At 69.1% G+C, this 25,085-nt stretch carries 24 protein-coding genes, 1 rRNA gene and 1 riboswitch; of the genes, 18 read left to right on the forward strand and 7 right to left on the reverse strand.

Annotation, left to right across the window (positions count from 1 at the left end; translation table 11 throughout):
- The 11 genes from rrf to PV734_RS40440 all read left to right on the forward strand — a co-directional run.
- Window positions 1-99, forward strand: a 5S ribosomal RNA gene (rrf, locus tag PV734_RS40390); the annotation flags it as partial.
- 109 nt (window positions 100-208) lie between these two features.
- Complete coding sequence (locus tag PV734_RS40395; protein WP_319294418.1) at window positions 209-817, forward strand: CDP-alcohol phosphatidyltransferase family protein; 609 nt, start codon at window positions 209-211, stop codon at window positions 815-817.
- 117 nt (window positions 818-934) lie between these two features.
- Window positions 935-3,430 (forward strand): mannose-1-phosphate guanyltransferase, encoded by a 2,496-nt coding sequence (locus PV734_RS40400; RefSeq protein WP_319098396.1) that lies wholly within the window; start codon window positions 935-937, stop codon window positions 3,428-3,430.
- A 167-nt stretch (window positions 3,431-3,597) separates the two neighbouring features.
- Window positions 3,598-4,434 (forward strand): DUF881 domain-containing protein, encoded by an 837-nt coding sequence (locus PV734_RS40405; protein ID WP_319098473.1) that lies wholly within the window; start codon window positions 3,598-3,600, stop codon window positions 4,432-4,434.
- Window positions 4,431-4,763 (forward strand): small basic family protein, encoded by a 333-nt coding sequence (locus PV734_RS40410; protein WP_006376801.1) that lies wholly within the window; start codon window positions 4,431-4,433, stop codon window positions 4,761-4,763. Before PV734_RS40405 ends, PV734_RS40410 begins: the two co-directional genes overlap by 4 nt.
- 5 nt (window positions 4,764-4,768) lie before the next feature.
- Window positions 4,769-5,656: a DUF881 domain-containing protein gene (locus PV734_RS40415; protein ID WP_319098397.1), complete on the forward strand. Its 888-nt coding sequence runs from the start codon at window positions 4,769-4,771 to the stop codon at window positions 5,654-5,656.
- 487 nt (window positions 5,657-6,143) lie between these two features.
- On the forward strand, window positions 6,144-6,680 hold the full coding sequence (locus PV734_RS40420) for an FHA domain-containing protein (protein WP_319294420.1): 537 nt from the start codon (window positions 6,144-6,146) through the stop codon (window positions 6,678-6,680).
- A 43-nt stretch (window positions 6,681-6,723) separates the two neighbouring features.
- Entirely contained in the window at window positions 6,724-7,458 is a 735-nt protein-coding gene (locus PV734_RS40425; RefSeq protein WP_319098399.1) for a MerR family transcriptional regulator, read from the forward strand.
- 85 nt (window positions 7,459-7,543) lie between these two features.
- The gene (locus PV734_RS40430) at window positions 7,544-8,017 is read left to right on the forward strand and encodes a bifunctional nuclease family protein (RefSeq protein ID WP_006123076.1); all 474 of its coding nucleotides are present in this window, start codon (window positions 7,544-7,546) and stop codon (window positions 8,015-8,017) included.
- A 282-nt stretch (window positions 8,018-8,299) separates the two neighbouring features.
- A complete protein-coding gene (locus tag PV734_RS40435) occupies window positions 8,300-8,944 on the forward strand; it encodes a MerR family transcriptional regulator (protein WP_319098400.1) in 645 nt (214 codons plus the stop codon).
- 54 nt (window positions 8,945-8,998) lie between these two features.
- The gene (locus PV734_RS40440; protein WP_319098401.1) at window positions 8,999-10,453 is read left to right on the forward strand and encodes a DNA polymerase IV; all 1,455 of its coding nucleotides are present in this window, start codon (window positions 8,999-9,001) and stop codon (window positions 10,451-10,453) included.
- Here PV734_RS40440 and PV734_RS40445 read toward each other — a convergent pair.
- Complete coding sequence (locus PV734_RS40445; RefSeq protein ID WP_006376812.1) at window positions 10,375-10,746, reverse strand: PRC-barrel domain-containing protein; 372 nt, start codon at window positions 10,744-10,746, stop codon at window positions 10,375-10,377. The genes PV734_RS40440 and PV734_RS40445 overlap by 79 nt on opposite strands.
- A 114-nt stretch (window positions 10,747-10,860) precedes the next feature.
- Window positions 10,861-10,955, forward strand: a riboswitch (glycine riboswitch).
- A gap of 180 nt (window positions 10,956-11,135) precedes the next feature.
- On the opposite strand from PV734_RS40445, the gene gcvP reads away from it, so the two are divergent.
- Window positions 11,136-14,021, forward strand: coding sequence for an aminomethyl-transferring glycine dehydrogenase (gcvP, locus tag PV734_RS40450; protein ID WP_319098403.1), 2,886 nt, complete (start codon window positions 11,136-11,138; stop codon window positions 14,019-14,021).
- A 141-nt stretch (window positions 14,022-14,162) separates the two neighbouring features.
- On the opposite strand, the gene PV734_RS40455 is transcribed toward gcvP, so the two are convergent.
- Together PV734_RS40455 and PV734_RS40460 are read right to left on the reverse strand one after the other, a co-directional pair.
- Window positions 14,163-14,351: a DUF5999 family protein gene (locus tag PV734_RS40455; protein WP_044472287.1), complete on the reverse strand. Its 189-nt coding sequence runs from the start codon at window positions 14,349-14,351 to the stop codon at window positions 14,163-14,165.
- 376 nt (window positions 14,352-14,727) lie between these two features.
- Window positions 14,728-15,312 (reverse strand): hypothetical protein, encoded by a 585-nt coding sequence (locus tag PV734_RS40460; protein WP_319098404.1) that lies wholly within the window; start codon window positions 15,310-15,312, stop codon window positions 14,728-14,730.
- A gap of 575 nt (window positions 15,313-15,887) precedes the next feature.
- On the opposite strand from PV734_RS40460, the gene PV734_RS40465 reads away from it, so the two are divergent.
- Together PV734_RS40465 and PV734_RS40470 are read left to right on the forward strand one after the other, a co-directional pair.
- A complete protein-coding gene (locus PV734_RS40465) occupies window positions 15,888-17,405 on the forward strand; it encodes a glutamate-cysteine ligase family protein (RefSeq protein ID WP_319098405.1) in 1,518 nt (505 codons plus the stop codon).
- Window positions 17,406-17,813: 408 nt separating this feature from the next.
- The gene (locus tag PV734_RS40470) at window positions 17,814-18,614 is read left to right on the forward strand and encodes a type II CAAX endopeptidase family protein (RefSeq protein WP_319294422.1); all 801 of its coding nucleotides are present in this window, start codon (window positions 17,814-17,816) and stop codon (window positions 18,612-18,614) included.
- Between the two features lie 60 nt (window positions 18,615-18,674).
- Here PV734_RS40470 and PV734_RS40475 read toward each other — a convergent pair whose 3' ends face one another.
- On the reverse strand, window positions 18,675-19,484 hold the full coding sequence (locus PV734_RS40475; protein WP_319294425.1) for a PhzF family phenazine biosynthesis protein: 810 nt from the start codon (window positions 19,482-19,484) through the stop codon (window positions 18,675-18,677).
- 110 nt (window positions 19,485-19,594) lie between these two features.
- Complete coding sequence (locus PV734_RS40480; RefSeq protein WP_319294427.1) at window positions 19,595-20,296, reverse strand: response regulator transcription factor; 702 nt, start codon at window positions 20,294-20,296, stop codon at window positions 19,595-19,597.
- A 195-nt stretch (window positions 20,297-20,491) separates the two neighbouring features.
- On the opposite strand from PV734_RS40480, the gene PV734_RS40485 reads away from it, so the two are divergent.
- Complete coding sequence (locus tag PV734_RS40485; protein ID WP_319098409.1) at window positions 20,492-21,148, forward strand: PadR family transcriptional regulator; 657 nt, start codon at window positions 20,492-20,494, stop codon at window positions 21,146-21,148.
- Between the two features lie 121 nt (window positions 21,149-21,269).
- Here PV734_RS40485 and PV734_RS40490 read toward each other — a convergent pair whose 3' ends face one another.
- Both PV734_RS40490 and PV734_RS40495 read right to left on the reverse strand, forming a co-directional pair.
- Window positions 21,270-21,698: an SRPBCC family protein gene (locus PV734_RS40490; RefSeq protein ID WP_319294429.1), complete on the reverse strand. Its 429-nt coding sequence runs from the start codon at window positions 21,696-21,698 to the stop codon at window positions 21,270-21,272.
- A 116-nt stretch (window positions 21,699-21,814) separates the two neighbouring features.
- Window positions 21,815-21,982 carry a hypothetical protein gene (locus tag PV734_RS40495; RefSeq protein ID WP_415924347.1) on the reverse strand — a complete coding sequence of 56 codons (168 nt, stop codon included), beginning with the start codon at window positions 21,980-21,982 and terminating at the stop codon, window positions 21,815-21,817.
- A 225-nt stretch (window positions 21,983-22,207) separates the two neighbouring features.
- On the opposite strand from PV734_RS40495, the gene PV734_RS40500 reads away from it, so the two are divergent.
- The 3 genes from PV734_RS40500 to PV734_RS40510 all read left to right on the forward strand — a co-directional run bounded on the left by PV734_RS40500 (window position 22,208) and on the right by PV734_RS40510 (window position 25,076).
- Window positions 22,208-22,789: a Clp protease N-terminal domain-containing protein gene (locus tag PV734_RS40500; RefSeq protein ID WP_319098414.1), complete on the forward strand. Its 582-nt coding sequence runs from the start codon at window positions 22,208-22,210 to the stop codon at window positions 22,787-22,789.
- A gap of 124 nt (window positions 22,790-22,913) precedes the next feature.
- Window positions 22,914-23,915, forward strand: a complete 1,002-nt coding sequence (locus PV734_RS40505) for an EamA family transporter (protein ID WP_319294523.1) — start codon at window positions 22,914-22,916, stop codon at window positions 23,913-23,915.
- 219 nt (window positions 23,916-24,134) lie between these two features.
- A complete protein-coding gene (locus tag PV734_RS40510) occupies window positions 24,135-25,076 on the forward strand; it encodes a DMT family transporter (RefSeq protein WP_319294431.1) in 942 nt (313 codons plus the stop codon).
- Window positions 25,077-25,085 lie beyond the last annotated feature (9 nt).

The raw sequence follows: 25,085 nt of genomic DNA on the forward strand, positions 1-25,085 counted from the left end.
AGGGAAACGCCCGGTTACATTCCGAACCCGGAAGCTAAGCCTCACAGCGCCGATGGTACTGCAGGGGGGACCCTGTGGGAGAGTAGGACGCCGCCGAACTCCTTTTAAAGCTCCGGCTCTTGGGCATACCGCCCGAGAGCCGGAGCTTTTTTGCGTTGAGGTAGGGTCAGGGGGCATCGTTGGCTCATTTCCTTCAGGAGGCCCCCGGGTGGAGGTCCAGGAGACCCGTGTCCAGACAGACCGGGTCCTCACCATCCCGAACATCCTCAGCATGGCGCGCCTTGTCGGCGTCCCCGTCTTTCTCTGGCTGATCCTTCGGCCTCAGTTCGGTGGTCCGCAGAGCGACGGCTGGGCACTCCTGGTGCTGATGCTGAGCGGGATCAGTGACTATCTGGACGGCAAGCTCGCGAGGCGCTGGAACCAGATCAGCAGCCTAGGCCGGCTCCTCGATCCAGCCGCCGACAGGCTCTACATTCTCTCGACTCTGGTCGGGCTCACCTGGCGCGAGATTCTGCCAATCTGGTTGACCGCTGCACTCCTGGCGCGAGAGCTGGTTCTGCTGGTGATGGTGGGCATCCTCAGGCGTCATGGGTACCCGCCGCCGCAGGTGAACTTCCTGGGGAAGGCGGCTACCTTCAACCTGATGTACGCCTTCCCTCTACTTCTACTCAGTGACGGAAGTGGATGGATCTCGTCACTCGCTGCTGTTTTCGGATGGGCGTTCGCCGGATGGGGTACAACCCTGTACTGGTGGGCAGGAGTCCTCTACGTGGTACAAGTCCGCCGGCTGGTCCGTGCGGACGCCATGGCCGATTGAGCTCGCCGATTGGGCGACTGCGACTGTAGTGGCTCGATGGCCCGCGTCGTAAATGTGCGGGACAATCAGGACGGGTGAAGTCGGCTAGACCGTCTCTTCAAGGAGGACGCTTCCGACATGAAGGCCGTCGTGATGGCCGGAGGCGAAGGCACACGCCTTCGCCCAATGACCTCGAGCATGCCCAAGCCGCTCCTGCCGGTGGCCAACCGGCCGATCATGGAGCACGTGCTGCGGCTGCTCAAAAGGCATGGGCTCAACGAGACAGTCGTTACTGTCCAGTTCCTGGCATCACTCGTCAAGAACTACTTCGGTGACGGCGAAGAGCTCGGGATGGAGCTCACCTATGCCAATGAGGAGAAGCCACTCGGTACTGCCGGAAGTGTCAAGAACGCCGAAGACGCGTTGAAGGACGACACTTTCCTCGTCATCTCCGGTGATGCCCTGACCGACTTCGACCTCACCGAGCTCATCAACTTCCACAAGGAAAAAGGTGCGCTCGTCACCGTCTGCTTGACGAGAGTCCCGAATCCACTGGAATTCGGTATCACCATCGTCGACGAGGAAGGCAAGGTCGAGCGCTTCCTCGAGAAACCGACCTGGGGGCAGGTCTTCTCCGACACCGTGAACACGGGCATCTACGTCATGGAACCCGAGGTCTTCGACTATGTCGAGGCCGATACCTCCGTCGACTGGTCCGGTGACGTCTTCCCTCAGCTGATGAAGGAAGGGCGGCTGGTCTACGGCTACATCGCCGAGGGGTACTGGGAAGACGTCGGTACGCACGAGAGCTACGTCAAGGCACAGGCCGACGTCCTTGAGGGCAAGGTGGATGTCGAGCTCGACGGATTCGAGATGTCGCCCGGTGTGTGGGTCGCGGAGGGTGCCGAGGTGCATCCTGATGCCGTGCTTCGCGGGCCCCTTTACATCGGGGACTACGCCAAGGTCGAGGCCGGTGTGGAAATTCGTGAACACACCGTCGTCGGCTCGAACGTCGTTGTGAAGAGCGGGGCCTTTCTGCACAGGGCCGTGTTGCACGACAACGTGTACATCGGGCAGCACAGCAATCTGCGCGGCTGCGTGGTCGGGAAGAACACCGACATCATGCGCGCGGCGCGGATCGAGGACGGAGCGGTCATCGGCGACGAGTGTCTCGTCGGTGAAGAATCGATCATTCAGGGGAACGTCCGCGTTTACCCGTTCAAGACGATCGAGGCCGGAGCCTTCGTCAACACCTCGGTGATCTGGGAGTCGAGGGGGCAGGCGCATCTCTTCGGTGCCCGTGGGGTGTCCGGAATCCTGAATGTGGAGATCACGCCCGAGTTGGTGGTGCGGCTCGCCGGCGCCTATGCGACCACCTTGAAGAAGGGGTCCACCGTCACCACTGCCCGCGACCACTCCCGCGGTGCTCGCGCGCTGAAGCGGGCGGTCATCTCGGCCTTGCAGACCAGTGCCATCGACGTACGAGACCTGGAGAACGTACCGCTGCCGGTGGCGCGGCAGCAGACCGCTCGGGGGAGTGCCGGGGGCATCATGATCCGGACGACGCCCGGGGTGCCTGACTCTGTCGACATCATGTTCTTCGACGGGCAGGGGGCCGACCTCTCGCAGGCAAGTCAGCGGAAGCTGGACCGGGTGTTCGCGCGGCAGGAGTACAGGCGGGCGTTCCCCGGGGAGATCGGGGATCTGCATTTCCCGGCCAGTGTCTTCGACTCGTACACCGGGTCGTTGCTGCGGAACGTGGATACGACCGGCATCGCGGAGGCAGGGCTCAAGGTTGTCGTGGATGCGTCCAACGGCAGTGCGGGACTTGTGCTGCCCAGTCTGCTCGGAAAACTGGGAGTGGATTCGCTGACCATCAATCCCGGACTGGACGAGTCCAGGCCGACGGAGACCGCTGATACGCGGCGGTCCGGGATGGTGCGGCTCGGCGAGATCGTGGCGTCGGCGGGTGCCGCATTCGGCGTGCGTTTCGACCCGGTGGGTGAGCGGCTTTCACTCGTCGACGAGAAGGGGCGGATCATCGAGGATGACCGGGCTCTGCTCGTCATGCTCGATCTGGTGGCCGCCGAACGGCGCAGTGGGCGGGTTGCGTTGCCGGTGACGACTACGCGCATCGCCGAGCAGGTTGCCGCCTATCACGGTACGCAGGTTGAGTGGACCACCACCTCGCCCGACGATCTCACCCGGGTCGGGCGTGACGAGGCGACCATCTTCGGTGGAGACGGGCGTGGTGGGTTCATCGTTCCCGAGTTCAGCAGCGTGTTCGACGGATCAGCTGCCTTTGTGCGGCTTATCGGACTGGTGGCGCGGACGCAGCTCACGCTCAGCCAGATCGATGCCAGGATTCCGCGGGCACACGTCCTGAAACGGGATCTGGCGACTCCGTGGGCCGTCAAGGGACTTGTCATGCGGCGGGTTGTGGAGGAGGCCGGAGACAGGTTCGTCGACACCACCGACGGGGTGCGAGTGGTCGAGACCGACGGGCGGTGGGTGATGGTGCTGCCCGACCCGGCGGAGGCCGTCACACATCTGTGGGCCGAAGGGCCCGACGACGCCTCCGCCCAGGCGCTGCTCGACGAGTGGTCCGCCGTGGTGGACGGCGCCGGTCGCTGAATCGAGGTCCACGCGCGCGTGCCGGACAGGAATCCCCAATGGGGCCTGTCCGGCGCGTCGGTGGGGCCGTTCGGAGGCACTGGTCGCGACGTGGGACGATGTGCGGCATGCCGCAGCAGCCCCCCGTTCGGAGCATCCCCACGAGTCGTTCCCGTCCGGACGCGTCCATGTCGCTGCTCACCAACGTCATGGACCACAGCCTCGACGAGGGGTATGCCGAGGCTGCCGCGCGTCGGAAAGCCACGGGTGACGCCGGTCTGGCGAGGCCGCTGAGGGCGAAGCTCGGCCTTGCCGCGGGCCTGGTGCTGGCTGCTCTCGTGGTCACGGTTGGGGCGGCTCAAGCACGGATAGCCGCGCCCGGCGTCGCCAAGGAGCGTGAGGAACTGATCGACCGCATCGACCGCGAGACCGATGCGGCCGACAAGCTGGAGAAGGCGGTCGACCAACTGCGCGACAACGTGAGCGCGCGTCAGCGTGCGGCGCTGAAGTCGGAGGGCGGCAGCGGACAGGCCGACCTGGTGGGCATCCTGTCGGGTGCGACAGAGGTGCACGGACCGGGCGTCAAGCTGGTCGTGGACGACGCGAAGGAAGCGAGTACCGGTGCCGGTGGGGATGCCCGGGAGACCTCCGGATTCTCCGACACCGGGCGGGTACGCGACCGGGACATGCAGCGGGTCGTGAACGGGCTGTGGCAGTCGGGCGCCGAGGCCATCGCGATCAACGGGCAGCGGCTGACGGCGCTCTCGGCGATCCGGGCCGCGGGAGACGCGATACTGGTCGACAACAAGCCGCTGGTGCCGCCGTACACGGTGCTTGCGGTAGGGGACGGGAAGCGACTGAGCACGAGGTTCCAGGACAGCGCCGACGGACTGTATCTGCACGCGCTGCAGGAGAACTTCGACATCCGGACCGGCATCTCCGTGGAGAGTGACCTCCGGCTGCCCGCCGCACCGAGCGTGATCGTACGTACAGCACAGCCGAGAACAGAGAAGGGCACATCGTGATCGCGGTACTGGGCCTCGTCGTGGGCGTCGTGGCGGGGTTGTTGGTCCGGCCCGAGGTGCCGGCGGTTGTCGAGCCTTACCTACCCATCGCTGTCGTCGCGGCCCTGGACGCCGTGTTCGGTGGTCTGCGGGCCATGCTGGACGGCATCTTCGTCGACAAGGTCTTCGTGGTGTCGTTCCTGTCGAACGTCGTCGTGGCCGCGCTGATCGTGTTCCTGGGCGACAAGCTGGGCGTGGGCGCCCAGTTGTCCACCGGCGTCGTGGTGGTCCTCGGTATCCGTATCTTCTCGAATGCCGCGGCGATCCGCCGGCACGTGTTCCGGGCCTGACGCCGATGACTGACAACGACAAGAACGACGCGGGCGACAAGCATCCTGAGGCGGGCGAGAGGCGATTGCGCGAGGAACTGCCCGAGGAGATCTCTGCCACTCCCGCGGACGCTCCGGACGCGCATACCGCAGCCACGGAGGCCGACGAGGAGACCGTCGCTCCGTCCCTGACCGGCCGTCAGCGGCTGGTGAAGGGGCTGTGGCCGCCACGCGTGACCCGGGCGCAACTTATCGTCGCCCTGTTGCTGTTCGGGCTCGGATTCGGGCTTGCGGTGCAGGTCGCGTCCACCAGTGACAGCGACGGTGCGCTGCGCGGGGCACGACAGGAAGATCTCGTTCGCATCCTCGATGAACTGGATGACCGTACGCAGCGTCTTGAGGACGAGAAGCAAGGTCTCGAAGATCAGCGGACCGAGTTGGAGAACAGCTCGGACCAAGCTGAGGAGGCCCGTAAGCAGACGGTTGAGAAGGAACGGCAACTGGGCATCCTCGCGGGCACGGTGGCCGCGCAGGGGCCCGGGATCACGCTGACCATCGAGGACACGAAGGGGACGGTCGAAGCCGACATGCTGCTCGACGCGATCCAGGAGTTGCGTGCCGCCGGTGCCGAGGCGATCCAGGTGAACGGTGTACGGGTCGTCGCGGGGACCTTTCTGGCGGACGAGGACGGTGGGGGAGTGAGTGTCGACGGGAACAAGATCGACGCTCCCTATCGTTTCAAGGTCATCGGGAAGCCGCAGGACCTCGAACCGGCGCTCAACATCCCCGGAGGTGTGGTGCAGACCCTGGAGAAGGAGCAGGCCACGGCTACCGTGGAGCGGGCGTCCAAGATCGTCGTGGATGCCTTGCGAGCCGCGAAGCAGCCTGACTACGCTCGGTCGTCCTCCGAGTGAACCGGGGGTGCATGGGGGTTGTCCGCGGAGGGCAGGAGGTTGCGGGGGGTCGGCGCACCGAATGGGTGGTGCGTGGTGGAAACTGTCAGGTGGCGGCGGACGTTGTGAGGATGTCCGGGTCGACCGGTAGGTGCAGTCAGGGTTCGTCCTGCCCCACGGGCGGGTCTGTTTCGGTCAAGGGGAATCGCCCGTGAAGTTGTTTGGGAAGTTGTTCGGCAAGAGCGCGCGAGAGGGCGGCGGCGACAACGCGACCGCCCGCCATCGCGCACAGCCCGACGCGGACGGTCAGCGTCCGTTGTTCCGGGATCAGGTCGGCGGTCCGGGTGGTGACGTTCCGGGAGGTCAGGGCGCGCCTTCTGTTGACCCTGCCCAGTCCGGGCGCATAGGTTTCGGGGAACCGTCAACCTCAAGTACGGGTGGAGACTTTTCCTCCGGTCCGTATGCGTCCAATGCCCCGGCGGGGCAGCCGCGGCAGGAGGATCCGTCGATGTCGGCCCTGGTGTGTACGAGGTGCGGTAACCGCAACGCGGAGAACAGCCGCTTCTGTTCCAACTGTGGCGCGCCGCTGCGGGCCGGGGTCACCCCCGAGCGCCCGTCGGAGACGACGTCCACGATCTCGATCTCCGGCATCGAGGCGTACGACGCCGAGGTCACCGGTCAGACGCAGATGCCGATGCTCTCGCCCGAGGCGCAGGCCGCGGTGGACGCTCTGCCGCTCGGGTCGGCGCTCCTGGTGGTGCGCCGTGGCCCGAACTCGGGCAGCCGCTTCCTCCTGGACGGCGAGCTGACCACGGCCGGGCGTCATCCGCAGAGCGACATCTTCCTGGACGACGTGACCGTGTCGCGTCGGCATGTGGAGTTCCGGCGGGGCCAGGACGGCCTGTTCACAGTCGCTGATGTGGGCAGCCTCAACGGCACGTACGTCAACCGCGAGCGGATCGACCAGGTCGATCTGTCGAACGGTGACGAGGTGCAGATCGGCAAGTACCGGCTGGTGTTCTACGCGAGCCAGCGGGGCTACTGACCCTCCTCCGGACCGAGTCCGGGGGGACCCACAGGGAAGGTCCATGCTTCAAACACCGAGCGGCGGTGCCGGGCACGGCATCGCCGCCGCGGACAGTGGGCTGATGAGCATCGGCACAGTGCTGAACGCGCTGCGCGACGAGTTCCCCGAAGTCACCATCTCCAAGATTCGTTTCCTGGAGTCGGAGGGGCTCATCGAGCCGCAGCGGACCCCGTCGGGGTACCGCAAGTTCGGTCCGAGGGATGTCGAGCGCCTCGGGCATGTCCTGAGAATGCAGCGAGACCACTACCTGCCCCTCAAGGTGATCAGGGAGTACCTGGAGGCCATGGAGCGTGGGGAGGTGGCCCCGCCCCCCACCGTCGGCCGGCAGCGGGACGGTGAGCCCGTTCTGGAGCCCGAGGGGCCCACCGCCGTCCGGATCGGCCGCGCCGAGTTGCTCGCCGCCGCCGAGATCGGCGACGAGGAACTCGAGGAGTGGCAGTCGTACGGGCTGATCGCGCCGCTGCCCGACGGGGCGTACGACGCGGAGTCGGTCACCGTCGCCGCGCTCGTTGCCGAGCTGGGGCGGTTCGGGATCGAGCCGCGGCATCTGCGGGTGATGAAGGCCGCCGCGGACCGTGAGGCCGGCCTCGTCGACCAGGTCCTGGCCCCGCTGAAGCGTCACCGCAATCCGCAGACCAGGGCGCTCGCGGAGGCCCGTAGCAAGGAGCTGGCAGGGCTCACGGTGAAGCTGCACGCGGCCCTGGTGCGGATCGCTCTGGGAGTGCGGCAGCCCTGAGCGTGGCGGGTCGGCGGAGGGCGGATCGGTCACCCGTTCCGTGCCCGACTACCCAAACGTCCCGGGCACGGCCTAGGGTTGCTGTGTGAACGAGCTCGATGTCGTAGGTGTCCGGGTCGAAATGCCCTCCAACCAACCGATCGTGCTCCTGCGTGAAGTGGGAGGCGACCGCTACCTTCCCATCTGGATCGGACCGGGGGAGGCGACGGCGATCGCCTTCGCCCAGCAGGGCATGGCCCCCGCGCGACCGCTGACCCACGACCTGTTCAAGGACGTGCTGGAGGCCGTCGGCCAGGAACTCACCGAAGTGCGCATCACGGACCTGCGCGAAGGTGTTTTCTACGCGGAGTTGGTGTTCGCCAGCGGAGTCGAGGTGAGCGCACGCCCGTCCGACGCCATAGCGCTGGCGCTGCGTACCGGTACGCCGATCTACGGCAGCGACGGGGTACTCGACGACGCCGGGATCGCGATCCCGGACGAGCAGGAGGACGAGGTGGAGAAGTTCCGCGAGTTCCTCGACCAGATCTCCCCCGAGGACTTCGGGACCAACAGTCAGTGAGCCGTGTCAGCGTCGCCTGACGAGGCTCGGCCGCCCCACGGACCCCATGGTCGGTGGGGCCTGTCTTTTGCCCGGTGACGTCACGGATGATGGCAATTGCCAGCGGCGTGTGAGAGCGTCGTGCGGCCCTGACGGAGCGCATTCGGCTAGCCTTTCCCCGCGGTGGGGTACGGGAAACCACTCCTAGGGTGATTATCACTCGGCGTGCCGAGTGTGGCGATCGTTGACGCACCCCTGGTGACTGCCTACCGTCGAGAAGGCAGGTCAAGGACGGAGGTCGGCGTGAGAAGCAGCGGCGACGGTACGGCTGGGGGTGCCCCTGGATGCGTTCCGGGGGAGAGCGGCCCGTACCCGCTTCAGGGCAACGCGGCCGATCACGTTCCGCGGCGGCCGACGGCTGTAGCAGGCAGCGGAGGGGCGACATCCATGGCGTCCGAGGAGATCGGCTACCGCGGCCCCACGGCGTGCGCGGCGGCCGGCATCACATATCGGCAGTTGGACTACTGGGCGCGCACCGGCTTGGTGGAGCCGAGTGTGCGGCCCGCGCACGGGTCGGGGACGCAACGGCTCTACAGCTTCCGGGATGTTGTCGTCCTGAAGATCGTCAAGCGCTTTCTGGACACCGGCGTCTCGCTGCAGAACATCCGCACGGCGGTGCAGCATCTCCGGGCGTGCGAACTCCACGACCTGGAGCGACTGACGCTGATGAGTGACGGTGCGACCGTCTACGAGTGCACTTCCCCGGATGAGGTGCACGCGCTGCTCCAGGGTGGGCAGGGCATTTTCGGTATTGCCGTCGGCGTGGTGTGGCGCGATGTGGAAAGCGCTCTCTCGCAGTTGCACGGCGAGCGTGTCGACACCGGGGAGACCCTCGTCGGGCACAACCCCACGGACGAACTGGCGCGGCGGCGCAACCGGGCGGTCTGACCGGCGCCGCTGTGGTCCAGGGCATTGTCAGTGGCGTAGGGCAGCATCGGTGATGTGAGAAACGCGCCCACGATCCTGCATCTCGACATGGACGCCTTCTTCGCCTCGGCGGAGCAGGCGTCCAAGCCGAGCCTGCGTGGGAAAGCCGTGGTGGTGGGGGGACTCGGACCGCGCGGGGTGGTGGCCACCGCGTCGTACGAGGCCCGGGTTTTCGGGGTGCACTCCGCGATGCCGATGGCGCAGGCCCGCAGGCTCGCACCGAACGCCGCCTATCTCGTGCCCAGGGGCAGCTTCTACCGGTCGATCAGCGAGCAGGTCATGGGCCTCCTGCACGAGCTGTCGCCTCTGGTGGAGCCGTTGAGCCTGGACGAAGCGTTCGTGGACCTGGAGGCCGGGGACACGGCCTGGGACGAGGCGTCGGCGCGGCTGGCCGGGACCAGGCTGCGCGCGGACATACGGGCCGTCACGGGGCTCACAGGGTCGGTGGGGCTGGCCGCCTCCAAGATGCTCGCGAAGATCGCCTCGGAGCAGGCCAAGCCGGACGGGCTGGTGGTGATCGAGCCCGGGACCGAGCGGGCACTGCTCGGCCCGATGTCGGTGCGGACCCTGCCGGGGGTCGGCCCGGCCACCGGGGACCATCTGCGGCGGGCCGGGATGAGTACGGTCGACGACCTGGCGGAGGCGGGTGAGGACGAGCTCGTACGGCTGCTGGGAAAGGCTCACGGGCACGCGCTGTACGCGATGGCGCTGGCCCACGACGAGCGGCCCGTGGTGTCGGAGCGGGGGACGAAGTCCGTGTCGGTCGAGGACACCTACGACGTGGACATCCATGACCGGGGCCGGGTGGGCACTGAGGTGCAGCGGCTGGCGGACCGGTGTGTGCGGCGGTTGCGGGGTGCCGGGCTGTCCGGGCGGACCATCGTCCTCAAGGTGCGGCGGTACGACTTCTCCACGCTGACCCGGTCCGAGACGCTCCGGGGGCCCACGGACGACCCCGCCGTGGTGCGGGAGGCGGCGGCCCGGCTCCTTGAGGCGGTGGACACCACCGGGGGCGTCCGGCTGCTCGGCGTCGGGGTGAGCGGGCTCGCCGACTACACGCAGGAGGACCTGTTCGCCCAGGCCGCCGGGGAGCTGGCGGCACTGGAGCCGCTGGAGGAGGCGGAGCGCGAGGCCGTCGAGGAGCCGGAGGCGTCCGCCGAGCGGCACTGGACCGCCGGGCACGACGTGCGGCATGCCGACTTCGGGCACGGGTGGGTGCAGGGTAGCGGGCTGGGGCGGGTGACCGTCCGGTTCGAGACGCCCGACTCCGAGCAGCCGGGGCGGGTGCGTACGTTCCGGACCGATGACGCCGCGCTGGAGCCGGCGGATCCGCTGCCGTTGGTGGCCGCCCCGCCGCGAAGACCCGGTCGTCCGGACGGAGGACCGGGGGATCAGGCGTCGTCCGTGCCCGCCAGCCTGCCGAAGTCGTGGTCGGGGAAGGGGGGAGGAGGAGCGACGTCGAGGCCGTAGTGGTGGTAGAGCTGGAGTTCCTGCTCCGGGGAGAGGTGGCGGCCCACGCCGAAGTCGGGTGCGTCCTTGATCAGGGCTCGCTCGAAGGGGATGCGCAGAGTGCCGTCGATCAGTTCGCTGGGCTCCAGGGGCACGAAGGCGTCCCTGCTGAACAGCCCGGTTCTTATGGCCGCCCACTCCGGCACTCCCGTCGCGTCGTCGAGGTAGATCTCGTCGATCGTGCCGATCTTGGTGCCGTTGCGGTCGAAGGCCTTGCGGCCGATCAGGTTGCGCGGATCGATGTCGGTCTGCACGGCGCCTCCGTATGGTCGCAACTCATCCGTAAACACTACAAAAGAGCACATCCGCTGAGGCGGCCACTCGAAGGAGTGTGCGTGGAGCCCGCTGGTAGGCTGGCCAATGGCTGCTGACCCTGTGCGGGAGAGTCCTCCGGAACGTCGGAGGACGCCGAAGGAGCAAATCCTCCCCGGAATCTCTCAGGCCCCTGTACCGCACGGACGAGGTCACTCTGGAAAGAAGAGCGGATGGCGACAGCTTCCGCTCTCACCGACGGTGAAAGCCGGGACGTCAGCGCGTTGGCGGCCCGGTGAAGCTCTCAGGTTGAGATGACAGAGGGGGAGGCCGTTCGGGCACCCGTGTCGTGGTGCCCCTCGAAGGTCGCGACGACCAGGAGGCCTCCGCAATGACCGCCCACCGCACTCCGCTCGCCGTACTCGAACAGGGAACGCCCTTCGAGCGACGTCATATCGGGCCGGACCACGAGGACCGGGCCAAGATGCTCGCGCAGGTCGGCTACGGCTCGCTCGACGAGCTGACGGCCGCCGCGGTCCCGGACGCGATCAGGAACGCCGACGCGCTCGATCTGCCGAGCGCCCGCACCGAGGTCGAAGTGCTGTCCGAGCTGCGGTCGCTGGCCGACCGGAACCAGGTCCTCGGGTCCATGATCGGGCTCGGGTACTACGGGACCTTCACCCCGCCGGTCATCCTGCGGAACGTGATGGAGAGCCCGGCCTGGTACACCGCGTACACGCCGTACCAGCCCGAGATCTCGCAGGGGCGCCTCGAAGCGCTGCTGAACTTCCAGACCATGGTCGCCGACCTCACCGGGCTGCCCACCTCGGGTGCCTCGCTGCTCGACGAGGGCACCGCGGCCGCGGAGGCGATGTCGCTGTCGCGGCGCATGGGCAAGAACAAGAAGGGGCTCTTCCTCGTCGACGCGGACGCCCTGCCGCAGACCATCGCCGTGATCGAGACGCGGGCCGAGCCCACCGGTGTCGAGGTTGTCGTCGCCGACCTGAGCGCGGGCATTCCGGACGACCTCGCGGGCCGTGAGATCAACGGGGTGCTTCTTCAGTACCCGGGCGCCTCAGGTGTCGTACGGGACCTGAAGCCGGTCGTCGAGCAGGCGCACGAGCTCGGCGCCGTGGTCACCGTGGCCGCCGATCTGCTGGCCCTGACGCTGCTCACCTCGCCGGGTGAGCTCGGCGCTGACATCGCGGTCGGGACGACCCAGCGGTTCGGCGTGCCGATGGGCTTCGGCGGGCCGCACGCCGGATACATGGCCGTACGCGAGCAGTTCGCGCGCAGCCTGCCCGGGCGGCTCGTGGGTGTCTCCGTGGACGCGGACGGGCACAAGGCGTACCGGCTCGCCCTGCAGACGCGCGAGCAGCACATCCGCCGCGAGAAGGCGACCAGCAACATCTGCACGGCGCAGGTCCTGCTGGCCGTGATGGCCGGCATGTACGCCGTCTACCACGGGCCCAAGGGGCTGCGGATCATCGCCCGGCGCACCCACCGGTACGCCACGATCCTCGCCGCGGGGCTGACGGCGGGCGGTGTGGACGTCGTCCACGGCGCCTACTTCGACACCCTCACCCTGCGGGTGCCGGGCAGGGCCGGTGAGGTCGCCGCCGCCGCGCGCGAGCACGGGGTCAATGTGCACCTCGTCGACGCCGACCGACTCTCCGTCTCCTGTGACGAGACCACCACCCGGGACCAGCTGGGTGCCGTCTGGACCGCGTTCGGGGTCGAAGGCGACATCGACGCGCTCGACGCCGAGGCCGGGGACACGCTCCCCGAGGTGCTGCTGCGCACCGACGAGATCCTCACCCACCCCGTCTTCCACCAGTACCACTCCGAGACCGCGATGCTGCGCTACCTGCGCCGGCTCGCCGACCGGGACTACGCGCTCGACCGCGGCATGATCCCGCTGGGCTCCTGCACCATGAAGCTCAACGCGACCACCGAGATGGAGCCGGTCACCTGGCCCGAGTTCGGCCAGCTGCACCCCTTCGCGCCCGCCGAGCAGGCACAGGGCTATCTGACGCTCATCCGTGAGCTGGAGGACCGTCTCGCCGAGGTCACCGGCTACGACAAGGTGTCGCTGCAGCCGAACGCCGGTTCGCAGGGCGAGCTGGCCGGGCTGCTCGCCGTACGCGGATACCACCGGGCCAACGGTGACGAGCAGCGGACCGTCTGTCTGATCCCGTCGTCCGCGCACGGGACCAACGCGGCCAGTGCCGTCATGGCCGGCATGAAGGTCGTCGTCGTGAAGACCGCCGGGGACGGTGAGATCGACGTCGAGGATCTGCGGGCGAAGATCGAGCAGTACCGGGACGAACTGTCTGTGCTGATGATCACGTACCCGTCCACGCACGGGGTGTTCGAGGAGCATGTCGCCGACATCTGTGCCCAGGTGCACGAGGCCGGCGGCCAGGTGTACGTCGACGGGGCCAACCTCAACGCGCTGGTGGGGCTGGCCAGGCCGGGGCACTTCGGCGGGGACGTCTCGCACCTGAATCTGCACAAGACGTTCTGCATCCCGCACGGGGGCGGCGGCCCGGGAGTCGGCCCGGTGGGCGTGCGCGAGCACCTCGCGCCCTATCTGCCCAACCACCCCTTGCAGCCCGCGGCCGGGCCCGAGACGGGTGTGGGGCCGATCTCGGCGGCGCCCTGGGGCTCGGCGGGCATCCTGCCGATCTCGTGGGCGTACGTCCGGCTGATGGGCGGCGAGGGGCTCAAGCGGGCCACGCAGGTGGCGGTACTGAGTGCCAACTACATCGCCAAGCGGCTCGAGCCGCACTTCCCGGTGCTCTACACCGGACCCGGCGGGTTGGTCGCACACGAGTGCATCATCGACCTGCGGCCGATCAGCAGGACGACGGGCGTGAGTGTCGACGACATCGCCAAGCGGCTGATCGACTACGGCTTCCACGCGCCCACGATGTCGTTCCCGGTGGCAGGGACGCTGATGATCGAGCCGACCGAGTCCGAGGACCTGGGAGAGCTGGACCGCTTCTGCGACGCGATGATCGCCATTCGCGGCGAGATCGAGAAGGTCGGCGCGGGCGAGTGGCCGGCCGACGACAACCCGCTGCGCAACGCTCCGCACACCGCCGCCGCGCTCGGCGGCGAGTGGACGCACGCCTACACGCGCGAGGAGGCGGTCTTCCCGGCCGGGGTCTCGGCGGCCGACAAGTACTGGCCGCCGGTGCGCCGGATCGACCAGGCCTTCGGTGACCGGAACCTGGTCTGCTCCTGCCCGCCGCTGGACGCTTACGAGGAGTAGTCACCCTCGGACATGGGTCGGGGCCGGTTCGCAGTGGATGTCTGCGGGCCGGCCCCTCTTCGTCTCTTCCTCGGTTCAGCTCTGTTCGGGCAGTCACTCCTGACGTCGGGAGGCCGCCCTTCGTCCCCTGCGAGCAGGCCGTCAGGCGGCTGTCATCACGCGGTGCGGGGCGATGATCTGGCCGTCGGGCAGGAGCTCACCCGTGTCCTCGAAGAGGAGCACGCCGTTGCACAGCAGGCTCCAGCCCTGCTCCGGGTGGTGCGCCATGAGGCGGGCGGACTCCCGGTCGGTGGAGTGAGCTGTCGGGCACGGTGGCTGGTGCTGGCACATTGGTGGGATCTTTCGCTCTGTCGTGGAGTGTGAGATGGCTGTGGTGTCCGTCTTGCGGCTCGAAGCACTGTTCATGGCCGCCCCCCGTTGTGATAAATCGGTTTGAACCCAGTGTTGCCCCACGGGCGTCAATCCGCAGGTATTTGGGCGCACCACTTCTCACAGGTTCAAGACGCGTCACCCGGGCGGACGGTTCAGCCCAACTGGACTGTCCCTTTGGGTGGTTCTTGGGGGTCGGATAGGGCTAGTCCGGTCGGGTCGAAAGCTTTTGGTGGCTCGTACGAGCATATTGCCGCGCGAAAGAGCAGCTTGCCCCGCCGTCGGGAATTCGACGGCGGGGCACAGGTGAATACGGAGAGTGTCGTGGCGTGTGCGCTCAGGCGGAGGAACTCAGGAGCGGGGCCGGAGTCACCCGATGGGTCAGCATGGGGAGCAGTTCGGCGACCCGGTGCGGACGATGTGCGGCGATACCGGGCGGGGCGGGCGCCAGTGGGACGAGCAGGTCGGTCGCGGCCGGTTGGCCCTCGGCTCCGTCGGCGGTGCTGTCGCCGTGCAGCCAGAGCGTGAGCATGTAGAGCTCGGGAACGGACAGCAGGCGTGCCTGATGGGTCTGTTTCATCGCCTCGGCCTGACGGAGGGCGCGCTCGGTGGAGGCGATGTAGGGCCCTTCGAAGAAGTGCGAGAAGGCCCAGCCGTCGGGCGTCAGCATGGTCTCGGCGGCGGCCACCGCGCGGTCTCCGCAGCGGATCAGGAAGCGCCACCCGGTCAGCCGGGTGACGGACGCGCCCGCGGGGGTGACGTGGTCCAGGACGTGCACGGGCAGCGGGAGTTCGGGGGTGATGGGGCCCTGGGCGGTACGGAGGGACGGGGTGCGCGCCTCGCGGACCGCGGTGGGGGAACCGAGTGCCGTGAGGACGGTGCGCAGTGCGGGTGCGGGAGCCGGGGGGACATGCAGGGGCATGGTGGAACGCCTCTCGTTCGACAGGCAGGGTGGCGCGAGGGCGGGGGCGGACGGCGCTGTCAGCTCTCGAAGTCTGTCGGGGGCGAAGAGGCGGGGCCGGGGGCGCGGGCGTGGATGCGGCCTGCCGTACGGCATCTGGATGGCAGGACCCAGGACCTGGGCGCCGACTCTTCCCTTGTTCGCGGAGTTTATACGACACGTGTTCTGACTATGTTTCGTCTAACTGTTTTCCGCGTGAAGAGCAAGGGCTTGTTCGGTCGGCGTTGCGTGGTGTTTCTACCGTTACCCGGCCGGTCGCACGGCGATGACCTCGGTGGACGGGTCGGAGGCGGTCGGCCAATTACCGTCGGCGTTTTTCACGAGTTCGCAAGTGCGCGAAACTGTCCGGTCGGCCGGCCTGAACCGGCCGCGGCGCCATGCCGGACGAATGTGCCGCGGGTCATGTTGGCCAGCGTAGCGGGTGACGAGAACCCGGGGGACGTTATCGATCGCGTTTGGTGGGCATCATCCCACGTGACCCGGGACGTCAGCGGCCGATCTTCGGCCTGCCCATTCGAGGAGGAGGGACGCTTCCGATGGGGGAGAAGGTCGTGGCGGGGCCGTTCGACCTGTCCGCTCGCCGGCACTACCGCACCAAGCTCCGGCAGTGTCTGACGGGGCTGGAGCGACTGCTGGCCGAGAAGCGGTTCGACCGCCCGAAGAATCTCCTGGGCCTGGAGATCGAGTTGAATCTCGTCGGGCCCGACGGGATGCCGAAAATGATGAATGGGCAAGTACTCGAAAGGATCGCGAGTCGAGATTTCCAAACAGAACTCGCCATGTTCAATCTGGAAGTCAACATTGCCCCACACCGTCTTGCCGGGCGGGTATTCGACCGGCTCGCCGAAGAGCTCCGTACGTCACTGGCATATGCCCATCGGAAAGCGAACGAGGTCGACGCGGGAATCATGATGATCGGCATTCTGCCGACGCTCGGCCGTGACGACCTGGTTTCCTCCAACCTTTCCGACGTCGACCGTTACACCCTGCTGAACGACCAGATCGTGGCGGCCCGCGGTGAGGACTTCACCCTCGACATCGAGGGCGTGGAGCGCCTCTCGTGCACGTCGAGGTCGATCGCTCCCGAGGCCGCCTGTACATCCGTGCAGCTGCATCTTCAGGTCACTCCGGCGCGGTTCGCCGATGTCTGGAACGCGGCGCAGGCGATCGCCGCCGTGCAGGTCGCGATCGGAGCCAACTCGCCCTTCCTGTTCGGCCGTGAGCTGTGGCGCGAGTCGCGGCCCCCGCTGTTCACCCAGTCCACGGACACGCGTCCGCCGGAACTCCAGGCGCAGGGCGTGCGGCCGCGCACCTGGTTCGGGGAGCGGTGGATCTCGTCGGCGTACGACCTCTTCGAGGAGAACGTGCGCTACTACCCGGCGGTGCTGCCGATCTGTGACGACGAGGACCCGCTGAGCGTCCTCGACGCCGGAGGTGTGCCGAAGCTCGGTGAGCTCGTGCTGCACAACGGCACGGTGTACCGCTGGAACCGACCCGTCTACGGCATCGCGGACGGCGTTCCCCATCTGCGTGTCGAGAACCGGGTGCTGCCCGCGGGCCCCACCGTCGTGGACGTCATCGCCAACGCGGCCTTCTACTACGGTGTCGTCCGGGCGCTGGCCGAGGAGTCGCGGCCCGTGTGGAGCCGACTGCCTTTCGAGGCCGCCGCCGCCAACTTCGACGCCGCTTGCAGGCACGGTATCGACGCGCGGCTCCAGTGGCCCCGGGGCGGCCGGTTCGGCGGCACGGCGGAGGTCGACGCGGTGCGACTCGTACGGGACGAGTTGCTGCCGCTCGCCGAGGCCGGCCTCGACGCGTGGGGGGTCGAGCCCGCTGACCGGGACCTGTACCTCGGGGTGATCGAGGAACGGTGCCGGCTGCGGACCAACGGAGCGTCCTGGCAGTCGGCCACCTTCCACCGGGCGCTCGACAAGGGGCTGTCGCGGGAGGCCGCGCTGGCCGCGACCACCCGGCGCTACAGCGAGCTGATGCACCTGGGGGAACCGGTGCACACCTGGCCGGTGGGACTGCCGGAAGCGGTGCCCCTGGGGTGATCCCCGAGGTCCGGTGAGGGGCGCGGGGGATGCCCGGTGGGCGAGATCCGGGGTGCCTTCGCGCGGTGTCCGCCGTAGCCGCGGTGGTGGCGAGGCCGAGGGCCGCGGCGAGGGTGACCGGGCGCCGCCGGGCCGGCGCGGGGGTCGGTCACGCTCGTCTCAGGTGGATCGGGCAGACTGCGATGGCCCATGACGGTCGTATCCCTCGCAGGTGGGCGCGACGCGCGGCGCGAAACAGTCGTATGAGGTGAATCGGCCGCACCAGCCGTAAGGCAGGGAGCAGGGGAGGCACGCCGGAAGCGGCCCCGCCCCTTGACGGCCCGTCGCGCACGATCTTCGCAGCGTGTCGTCAGACTGCGGTCGGGCGCGGGCGTCCGTGCGGCGCGTATGACACAACTGGAGGCAGGAGTGCAGGTGGAGGCGGGCTCAGTGGCTGAGGCTTTTCCTGAGGAGCGGCCGTCGCGGCGGACTCTCCGGGACGAGACGCTGTTGGTTCTGGGGCTTTCACTCGGCGCGAGCGGTGTCTCCGCCCTGATCAGTTTTGTCGGGTCGGTCACGAAGCCGGGCGGCCTCAAGGACCAGGCGGCCACCCTCAACGCCTCGGCGGCGCCGGGCCGGCCCTGGCTGGACCTCGCCTGGCAGCTCTTCGGTATCACGACGGCGCTGGTCCCGGTCGCGCTGGTCGCGCACTTCCTGCTGCGCGAGGGGAAGGGGCTGCGGACACTGGGCTTCGACCGCACCAGGCCCTGGCCCGACCTGGGGCGCGGGGCCGCGATCGCGGCGGTGATCGGCAGCACCGGAATCGCCTTCTATCTGGCGGCCCGTGGCCTCGGTTTCAATCTCACGGTGGTGCCCGAGGCGCTGCCCGAGGTGTGGTGGAAGTACCCGGTGCTGATCCTCTCGGCGGTACAGAACGCCGTACTGGAGGAAGTGATCGTCGTCGCGTATCTGCTGCGCCGGCTGGGCCAGCTGGGGTGGACCCCGGGGACGGCACTGGTGGCCAGTGCCGTCCTGCGCGGGTCGTATCACCTGTACCAGGGCATCGGCGGGTTCATCGGCAACATGGTGATGGGGGTGGTGTTCGTGTACCTCTACCGGCGTTGGGGGCGGGTGGGTCCCCTGGTCGTCGCGCATTCGCTGCTCGACATCGGGGCGTTCGTGGGCTACGCCCTGCTGGCGGGAAAGGTCGGGTGGCTGCCCACCGCCTGAGGGTTCCGGGGGAGGGGGTGAGGGGCGTATCAGGGTTTCGTACGCCCCTTCCGTGTGCCCTCAGACGAGTAGCTCGCCGTCGATGGTGGTGACCGCTCGGCCGGTCAGCAGGGTGCGCTCGCCACGGAGTTGCGTACGGACCAGACCGCTGCGGGCTGAAGCCTGGAGGCCGGTGAGGTCGGGGCGGCCGAGACGCTCGGACCAGTAGGGGGCGAGGGCGGTGTGGGCGCTGCCGGTGACCGGGTCCTCGTCGATGCCGATCCGGGGGAAGAAACAGCGCGAGACGAAGTCATAGGCCCCGGCGGGGTCGTCGGCGCGGGCGGTGGCGATGACCCCGCGTTCCGAGTGGGCGGCCAGGGCCTTGAGGTCGGGGGCGAGAGCAAGGACCGTTTTCTCGTCCGCGACCTCGATCAGCAGGTCATTGATGTTCGGGCCCGTGTCGAAGGCCGCGAGAGGTTCGGTGCCCAGGGCCTCGGCGACCCCGGCGGGGGGTTCGACGCGGGTGAGCGGGGCGGTCGGGAAGTCGAGGGTGATGGAGCCGTCCTCGTGGGGCGTCGTGGTGAGGACGCCGCTGAGGGTGGCGAATCGTACGGGTCCCGTATGGCTGCCCGTGGTGTGCAGGACGTGGGCCGTGGCGAGCGTGGCGTGGCCGCACATCGCGACCTCGGCGGCCGGGGTGAACCAGCGCAGCGCCCAGTCGGCCTCGCCGTCGTCGGACAGCGGGTGCGCGAACGCCGTCTCGGCGTGGTTGACCTCCAGGGCGATCCGCTGCAGCCGGATGTCGTCCGGGAAGGCGTCGAGAAGCAGGACGCCGGCCGGGTTGCCGGCGAAGGGGCGGTCGGTGAAGGCGTCGACGATTCGTATGCGCATGGGGATGACGCTAAACGGGTGGCGGGGAGGCGGGCCAAGGCCAATTTCGGGGTGCTGGACCTGGTTCGGCGGGCGGGGAGGCCGGTGGACCTGTCGGGTGGGGCGGAGCGTCAGGCCGCCGCAGGTCGGACGAGGCCGGACTCGTAGGCGAAGACGACCGCCTGCACGCGCGCGCGTGCGCCGATCTTCGCGAGGATGCGGCTGACGTGGGACTTGACCGTGGTCGGCGAGATGGACAGCCGGGTGGCGATCTCGGTGTTGGAGCAGCCGGCGGCGACCGCGGTGAGGACGTCGCGTTCGCGACTGGTGAGCGCGACGAGCTCGCTCACCCGCTCGGGCGGGCCGAAGGCGCGCTCGTGCCGGACGGTGTCGATGAGCGCGCGGGTGAGGTCGGGGGTGGTGACGGCGTCTCCGGCAGCCACGATACGGACGGCCGCGGTCAGTTCCTCGGGGGTGGCGTCCTGGGGGAGGAACCCGCCGGCTCCGGCGCGCAGGGCGGCGTAGGCGTGCCGCTCGTGGCTGGTGGGGGTCAGTACCAGCACACGCGGGCGGGGTGCCGCCACTCTCGCGGACTCGGCGACCGGCAGCTGGGTGGGGGGCCGGCTGATGCGACGGATGACGTCGACGCCGTCCGTGTCGATCACCAGGCTGTCCATCAGGACGACGTCGGGTCCGAGCGCGGCGCTCATGCGAACGGCCTCGGCGCCGCTCGTCGCCTCGCCGGCGACGGTCAGGTCGGGCTGGGCCGCGAGAAACATGCGTAGTCCGAGACGTTGCAGGGACTGGCGATGTACGACGAGTACGGAGGCCATGGGGGGCACTCTCCTTGTACGAAACCGTTTCGTTCACTTCGGTGTCGTCAGCCTAGCTCTCACCTCTATCGAAACGTCATCGTTTCTACTGTGGTCTGGGTCACTTCTGCGTGGGGGTTGTCGTACGAGCTATTCCGATATATCGTTGACGCATCGCGACAGATCAACGACAAGACAACGAATGGAGTGGTTGCGATGCGTTCCCATGGAGAGGAATTCGGTCCGGGCTTCGGTCCCGGGCACGCACATGGTCATGGCGGCCCCCGAGCCTTCGGGCGGGGCGGCTTCGAGGGGCGGCGCGCCGCCTTCGGCCCCTTCGGGCCGGGTTTCGGCGGTCCCGGCGGTCCTGGTGGACCCGGCTTCGGCCCGGGACCCTGGGGCGGGCGCGGCGGCCGGGGCGGACCGCGGGGCAGGGCGCGGCGCGGTGACGTCCGCGCGTCGATCCTGGCCCTGCTGAAGGACCGGCCCATGCACGGCTACGAGATGATCCAGGAGATCGCCGAGCGCAGCGGAGGGGCCTGGAAGCCCAGCCCGGGCTCGGTCTACCCCACCCTTCAGCTGCTGGAGGACGAGGGCCTGATCGCCAGCGAGAGCGAGGGTGGCAAGAAGTTGTTCGCGCTCACCGAGTCAGGTCGCACCGCGGCCGACGAGGGTCCCGACGCGCCCTGGGAAGAGGCCGGGCGCGGCGTCGACTGGGAGGCGCTGAACGACATCCGCCAGGCCGGCGTCGGTCTGATGGAGGCCTTCGGCCAGGTCTGGAAGACGGGCAGCAAGGAGCAGCGCGAGAAGGCGCTCACGGTGATAAACGAAGCGCGCAAGAAGCTGTACCTGATCCTCGCCGACGAGGACTGATGGGCCGCCCTCGGAGACGTGACCGCCCCGGCGGCGTGTCTCCCAGTGCGCACAGGCGCCCCGCGGAAGTGTCCGCGGGGCGCCTTTCGCGCTGTCCGCCGTACGGTCATGGCGGCCGGGCTCAGCTCACCAGGCCGGCCAGTTTGCGCAGGGACTCGTTGAGGGCGGCCGTCCCCGAGTCCTTCAGTTTGCCGGCCATCAGGGAGACGGCCGCGCCGGTGAACTCACCGTCGATCCGGACCGTCGTGGCATCCCCGTCGGGTGTGAGGGTGTAACGCGTGGCCACGGTCACGGCCATCGGTCCCTTGCCCCGGATGGCCAGTGTGCGGGCGGGCTCCAACTCCGCGATGGTCCATTCGACCTCGGCCGGGAAGCCCATCAGCTTCATGTTCTCCTCGAAGGTGCCGCCGACCTCCAGAGTGGAGGGGCCGCCCTTCGGGAAGCTCGTGTGGGTCGCGTTCCACGCTCCGTACGCCGACCAGTCCGTCAGCTGCGCCCAGATCTTCTCCGCCGGTGCCTGGATCTGAGCCTCCGCGCTTATTTCGGCCATGCGACCACCTCTGTGTCTCGGGCTGCGGTGTCGCGGAACGTAGTCGCAAGGGCCGGAACATTCAATACTGACGAGTCGTCAGAAAATGTCGCGTCGGGTCGGCGAACGGGACCGGCTCAGCCGACCCGCCGTATCTCGGCCGCGTCGAACAGGTCCCACGCGCGCGGGAAGGGCCCTTCGTCGTGACAGTGCCACGCCTCCCAGAACAGGTCGGCGAGCAGCGCGTCCTCCGGGGCGTACACCCGGTACACGTACTGCCTCCCGTCCGTGGCCGGCAGCGCCACCAGCCAGCACCTCTCCATGTTGGTGTGGGACGTGGGAGGGGGTGGTCCGGTTGCGCCCGGGGCGTACGGAATGAGCGTGCGCGCCCCTTGTGTCGACCTCGTGGGGGAGCGGCGTGATGTCCTCCGTAAGGAGGAGATTCCACCGCTGGTGCACACCCTCCGTGGGATACGGAAATGGTGCGTCGCGGGGATGACCGGGAATGCGGGGACTGATGGGGTGGGGGTGTGCGATCCCGTATTCCCCGGCAGTCGACCACCGAGCACGGCGCGAACCGCTTGGACAACGATGCCAGGCTCACCTCCGAGCTGGCAGCGGTGGTCGCCGGCGCGCGCAGACGGGCGCTGCGGGACGGGGACCGGCAGATCGACACGGCCCATCTGCTGCACACGCTCCTGGAGTCCGATCCCGAGGTGCGTTCGGTGTTCGAGGGCGGCGACCCGCAGGTCGCACGGCTGCTCGGCTATCTCGTGCAGCGCAGCATCGGCTACGGGCTGCGCTGGCAGGGCTCGGTCGAGGACTCCGGGGCACTGCCCGTGCTGCCGGGGGCAGGCGGTACGACGGGCTGGTCGCCGGTCGCGGCGAGCGCGTTGGAGGAGGCGTGCGAACGGGCCGCGCGACGCGGTGACGCACCGGCCCGCGGGGTGGATCTGCTCGCGGCGATCATCGGGGATCCCCAGTCCCGGGCCGTCGAGGTGCTGCGCCGGGGCGGAGTCGACGCGCGGGAGCTGCCGGAACGGCTGAGGCAGGTCGAGCTGAGGGCGGCCGGCTGCGAGGAGTACGCCGAGGGACTCGACGGTTACTGCTGAGCCGTCGCCGTTGCCGCTGAGCGGTAGGCCTGTGTGAGCCCGCTCGGCGGGGTCCCGCGGGACGGTCCAGCCGGTGAGACAGGTGTCATCGGGGGTGACGCTCATGTCTTTGCCTGTCATCATGTTGCCGGTGCGTACGTCAGGGAGCGGTGAGGTCGGTCGGGGCAAGGGCGTGGGGCTCGGGTTCGCGCTGGTGTCGGCGGTCGCGTTCGGCGGGTCCGGGGTCGCGGCCAAGCCGTTGATCGAGGCGGGACTCGATCCGCTGCACGTGGTGTGGCTGCGGGTGACGGGCGCGGCCCTCGTGATGCTGCCCCTGGCCGTGCGGCACCGTGCGCTGGTGCGTCGGCGGCCCGCGCTGCTCGCCGGGTTCGGACTGCTCGCCGTGGCCGGGGTCCAGGCCTGCTACTTCGCTTCGATCTCCCGGATCCCGGTCGGGGTCGCCCTGCTCGTCGAGTACCTCGCACCCGCCCTGGTGCTCGGCTGGGTGCGGTTCGTGCAGCGGCGGCCGGTCACCCGTGCCGCCGCGCTCGGAGTCGTCCTCGCGGTCGGCGGCCTCGCCTGTGTCGTCGAGATCTGGTCCGGGCTCGGCTTCGATGCCGTGGGGCTGCTGCTCGCGGTCGCCGCCGCCTGCTGCCAGGTCGGCTACTTCGTCCTGTCCGACCAGGGCGGCGACGCGGGGGACGAGGCACCGGACCCGCTCGGTGTCATCGCGTACGGCCTGCTGGTCGGCGCCCTCGTGCTGACCGGCGTGGCGCGTCCGTGGCGCATGGACTGGTCGGTGCTCACGGGCACGGCGCACATGAACGGCACACCCGTCGCGGCCGGCTTGTTGCTGGGCTGGATCGTGCTGGTCGCCACGGTCGTCGCCTATGTCACCGGCGTCCTCGCCGTGCGGCGGCTCTCGCCGCAGGTCGCCGGGGTCGTGGCGTGTCTGGAGGCGGTCATCGCGACCGTGCTGGCCTGGGTGCTGCTGGGCGAGCATCTCTCGGCTCCCCAGATCGCGGGGGGCGCGGTGGTGCTCGTGGGGGCGTTCATCGCCCAGTCGTCGGCGCCCGCCAAGGGGTCGGCGAAGCCGGTCGCCCGAGGATCCGAAAAGGATGTGGCGGCCCGCCGTACCGCCGCATAGGGTCGTGATCATGCACGCGCGCGCACTCGTCCTTCCGCCTCCGGCCGCCTGAGGCGGGCTTCCCGAAGAACATGCCCGACGTATCTCCGTCGGGCTGGACGGTGCTGCCCGCAGACGAAGCCAGAGGACCTCGTGGAGCCCTGAGGGCTCGGGTCCTTTCGTCGACTTCCGCGCGGCGGGCGGCCTTCGGCCGGTCCTCGCGCGTCTGCGGAGACCCTCGTGTCGAATGCTGTTTCCGGTCTGCCCGTCGGGCGAGGCCTGCTCTTCCTGACCGTCGCCGGTGCCGCCTGGGGTACCGCGGGTGCCGTCGCCTCCCTGGTCTACCGGGTGAGCGACCTGGGCCCGGTCGCCCTCTCCTTCTGGCGCTGCGCGGGCGGCTTCGTGCTGCTGCTCCTCGCCCGGTCACTGCGCCGCCGTCCGGCCGTCAGGCCCGAACCCCGGCGCCGAAAGGCCCTGCGGGCCGGGGTCACCGGGTTCCTGCTGGCGGTGTTCCAGACCGCGTACTTCGCGTCGGTCCAGGCCACCGGCCTCGCGGTCGCCACCGTCGTGACTCTCGGCGCGGGGCCCGTCCTCATCGCGCTGGGCGCCCGGCTGACCCTGGGTGAACGGCTGGGGGCCGGCGGGACCGTCGCCGTCGCCGGGGCGCTCACCGGACTCGCGGTGCTGGTGCTGGGCAGCGACGGTGCCCAGGTGCGGCCGTCCGGTGTCGCGTGGGCGCTGGTGTCGGCGGCCGGCTACGCGGCGATGACCCTTGTCACCCGGTGGTGGGGGCGGGACGGCGGAACGGACGCGTTCGCCACCTCCGTCAGGGTCTTCGGTGTCACGACGCTCTGCCTGCTGCCGTTCGGGCTCGCCGAGGGGCTCCTGCCGCACACCGGCGACGGCCTGCGGTTCGCCGGGCTTCTGGTGTACGTCGCCGCCGTACCGACCGCGCTGGCGTACGGGCTGTACTTCGCCGGGGCGGCCGTCGTCCGGTCGGCGACGGTGTCCGTGGTCATGCTCCTGGAACCGGTGAGCGCGGCGGTTCTCGCCGTCACCCTGCTCGGTGAACGGCTGACGGCGGCGACGGTCGTGGGCACCCTGTTGATGCTGGGCGCGGTGGCCGGGCTCGCGGTGGCGGAGACGCGGAGCACCGGTACGCCGACGTGCTCGTCGACGTGACAGGGGAGG

The organism is Streptomyces sp. AK08-02, assembly GCF_033795085.1.
GTDB lineage: Bacteria > Actinomycetota > Actinomycetes > Streptomycetales > Streptomycetaceae > Streptomyces > Streptomyces echiniscabiei.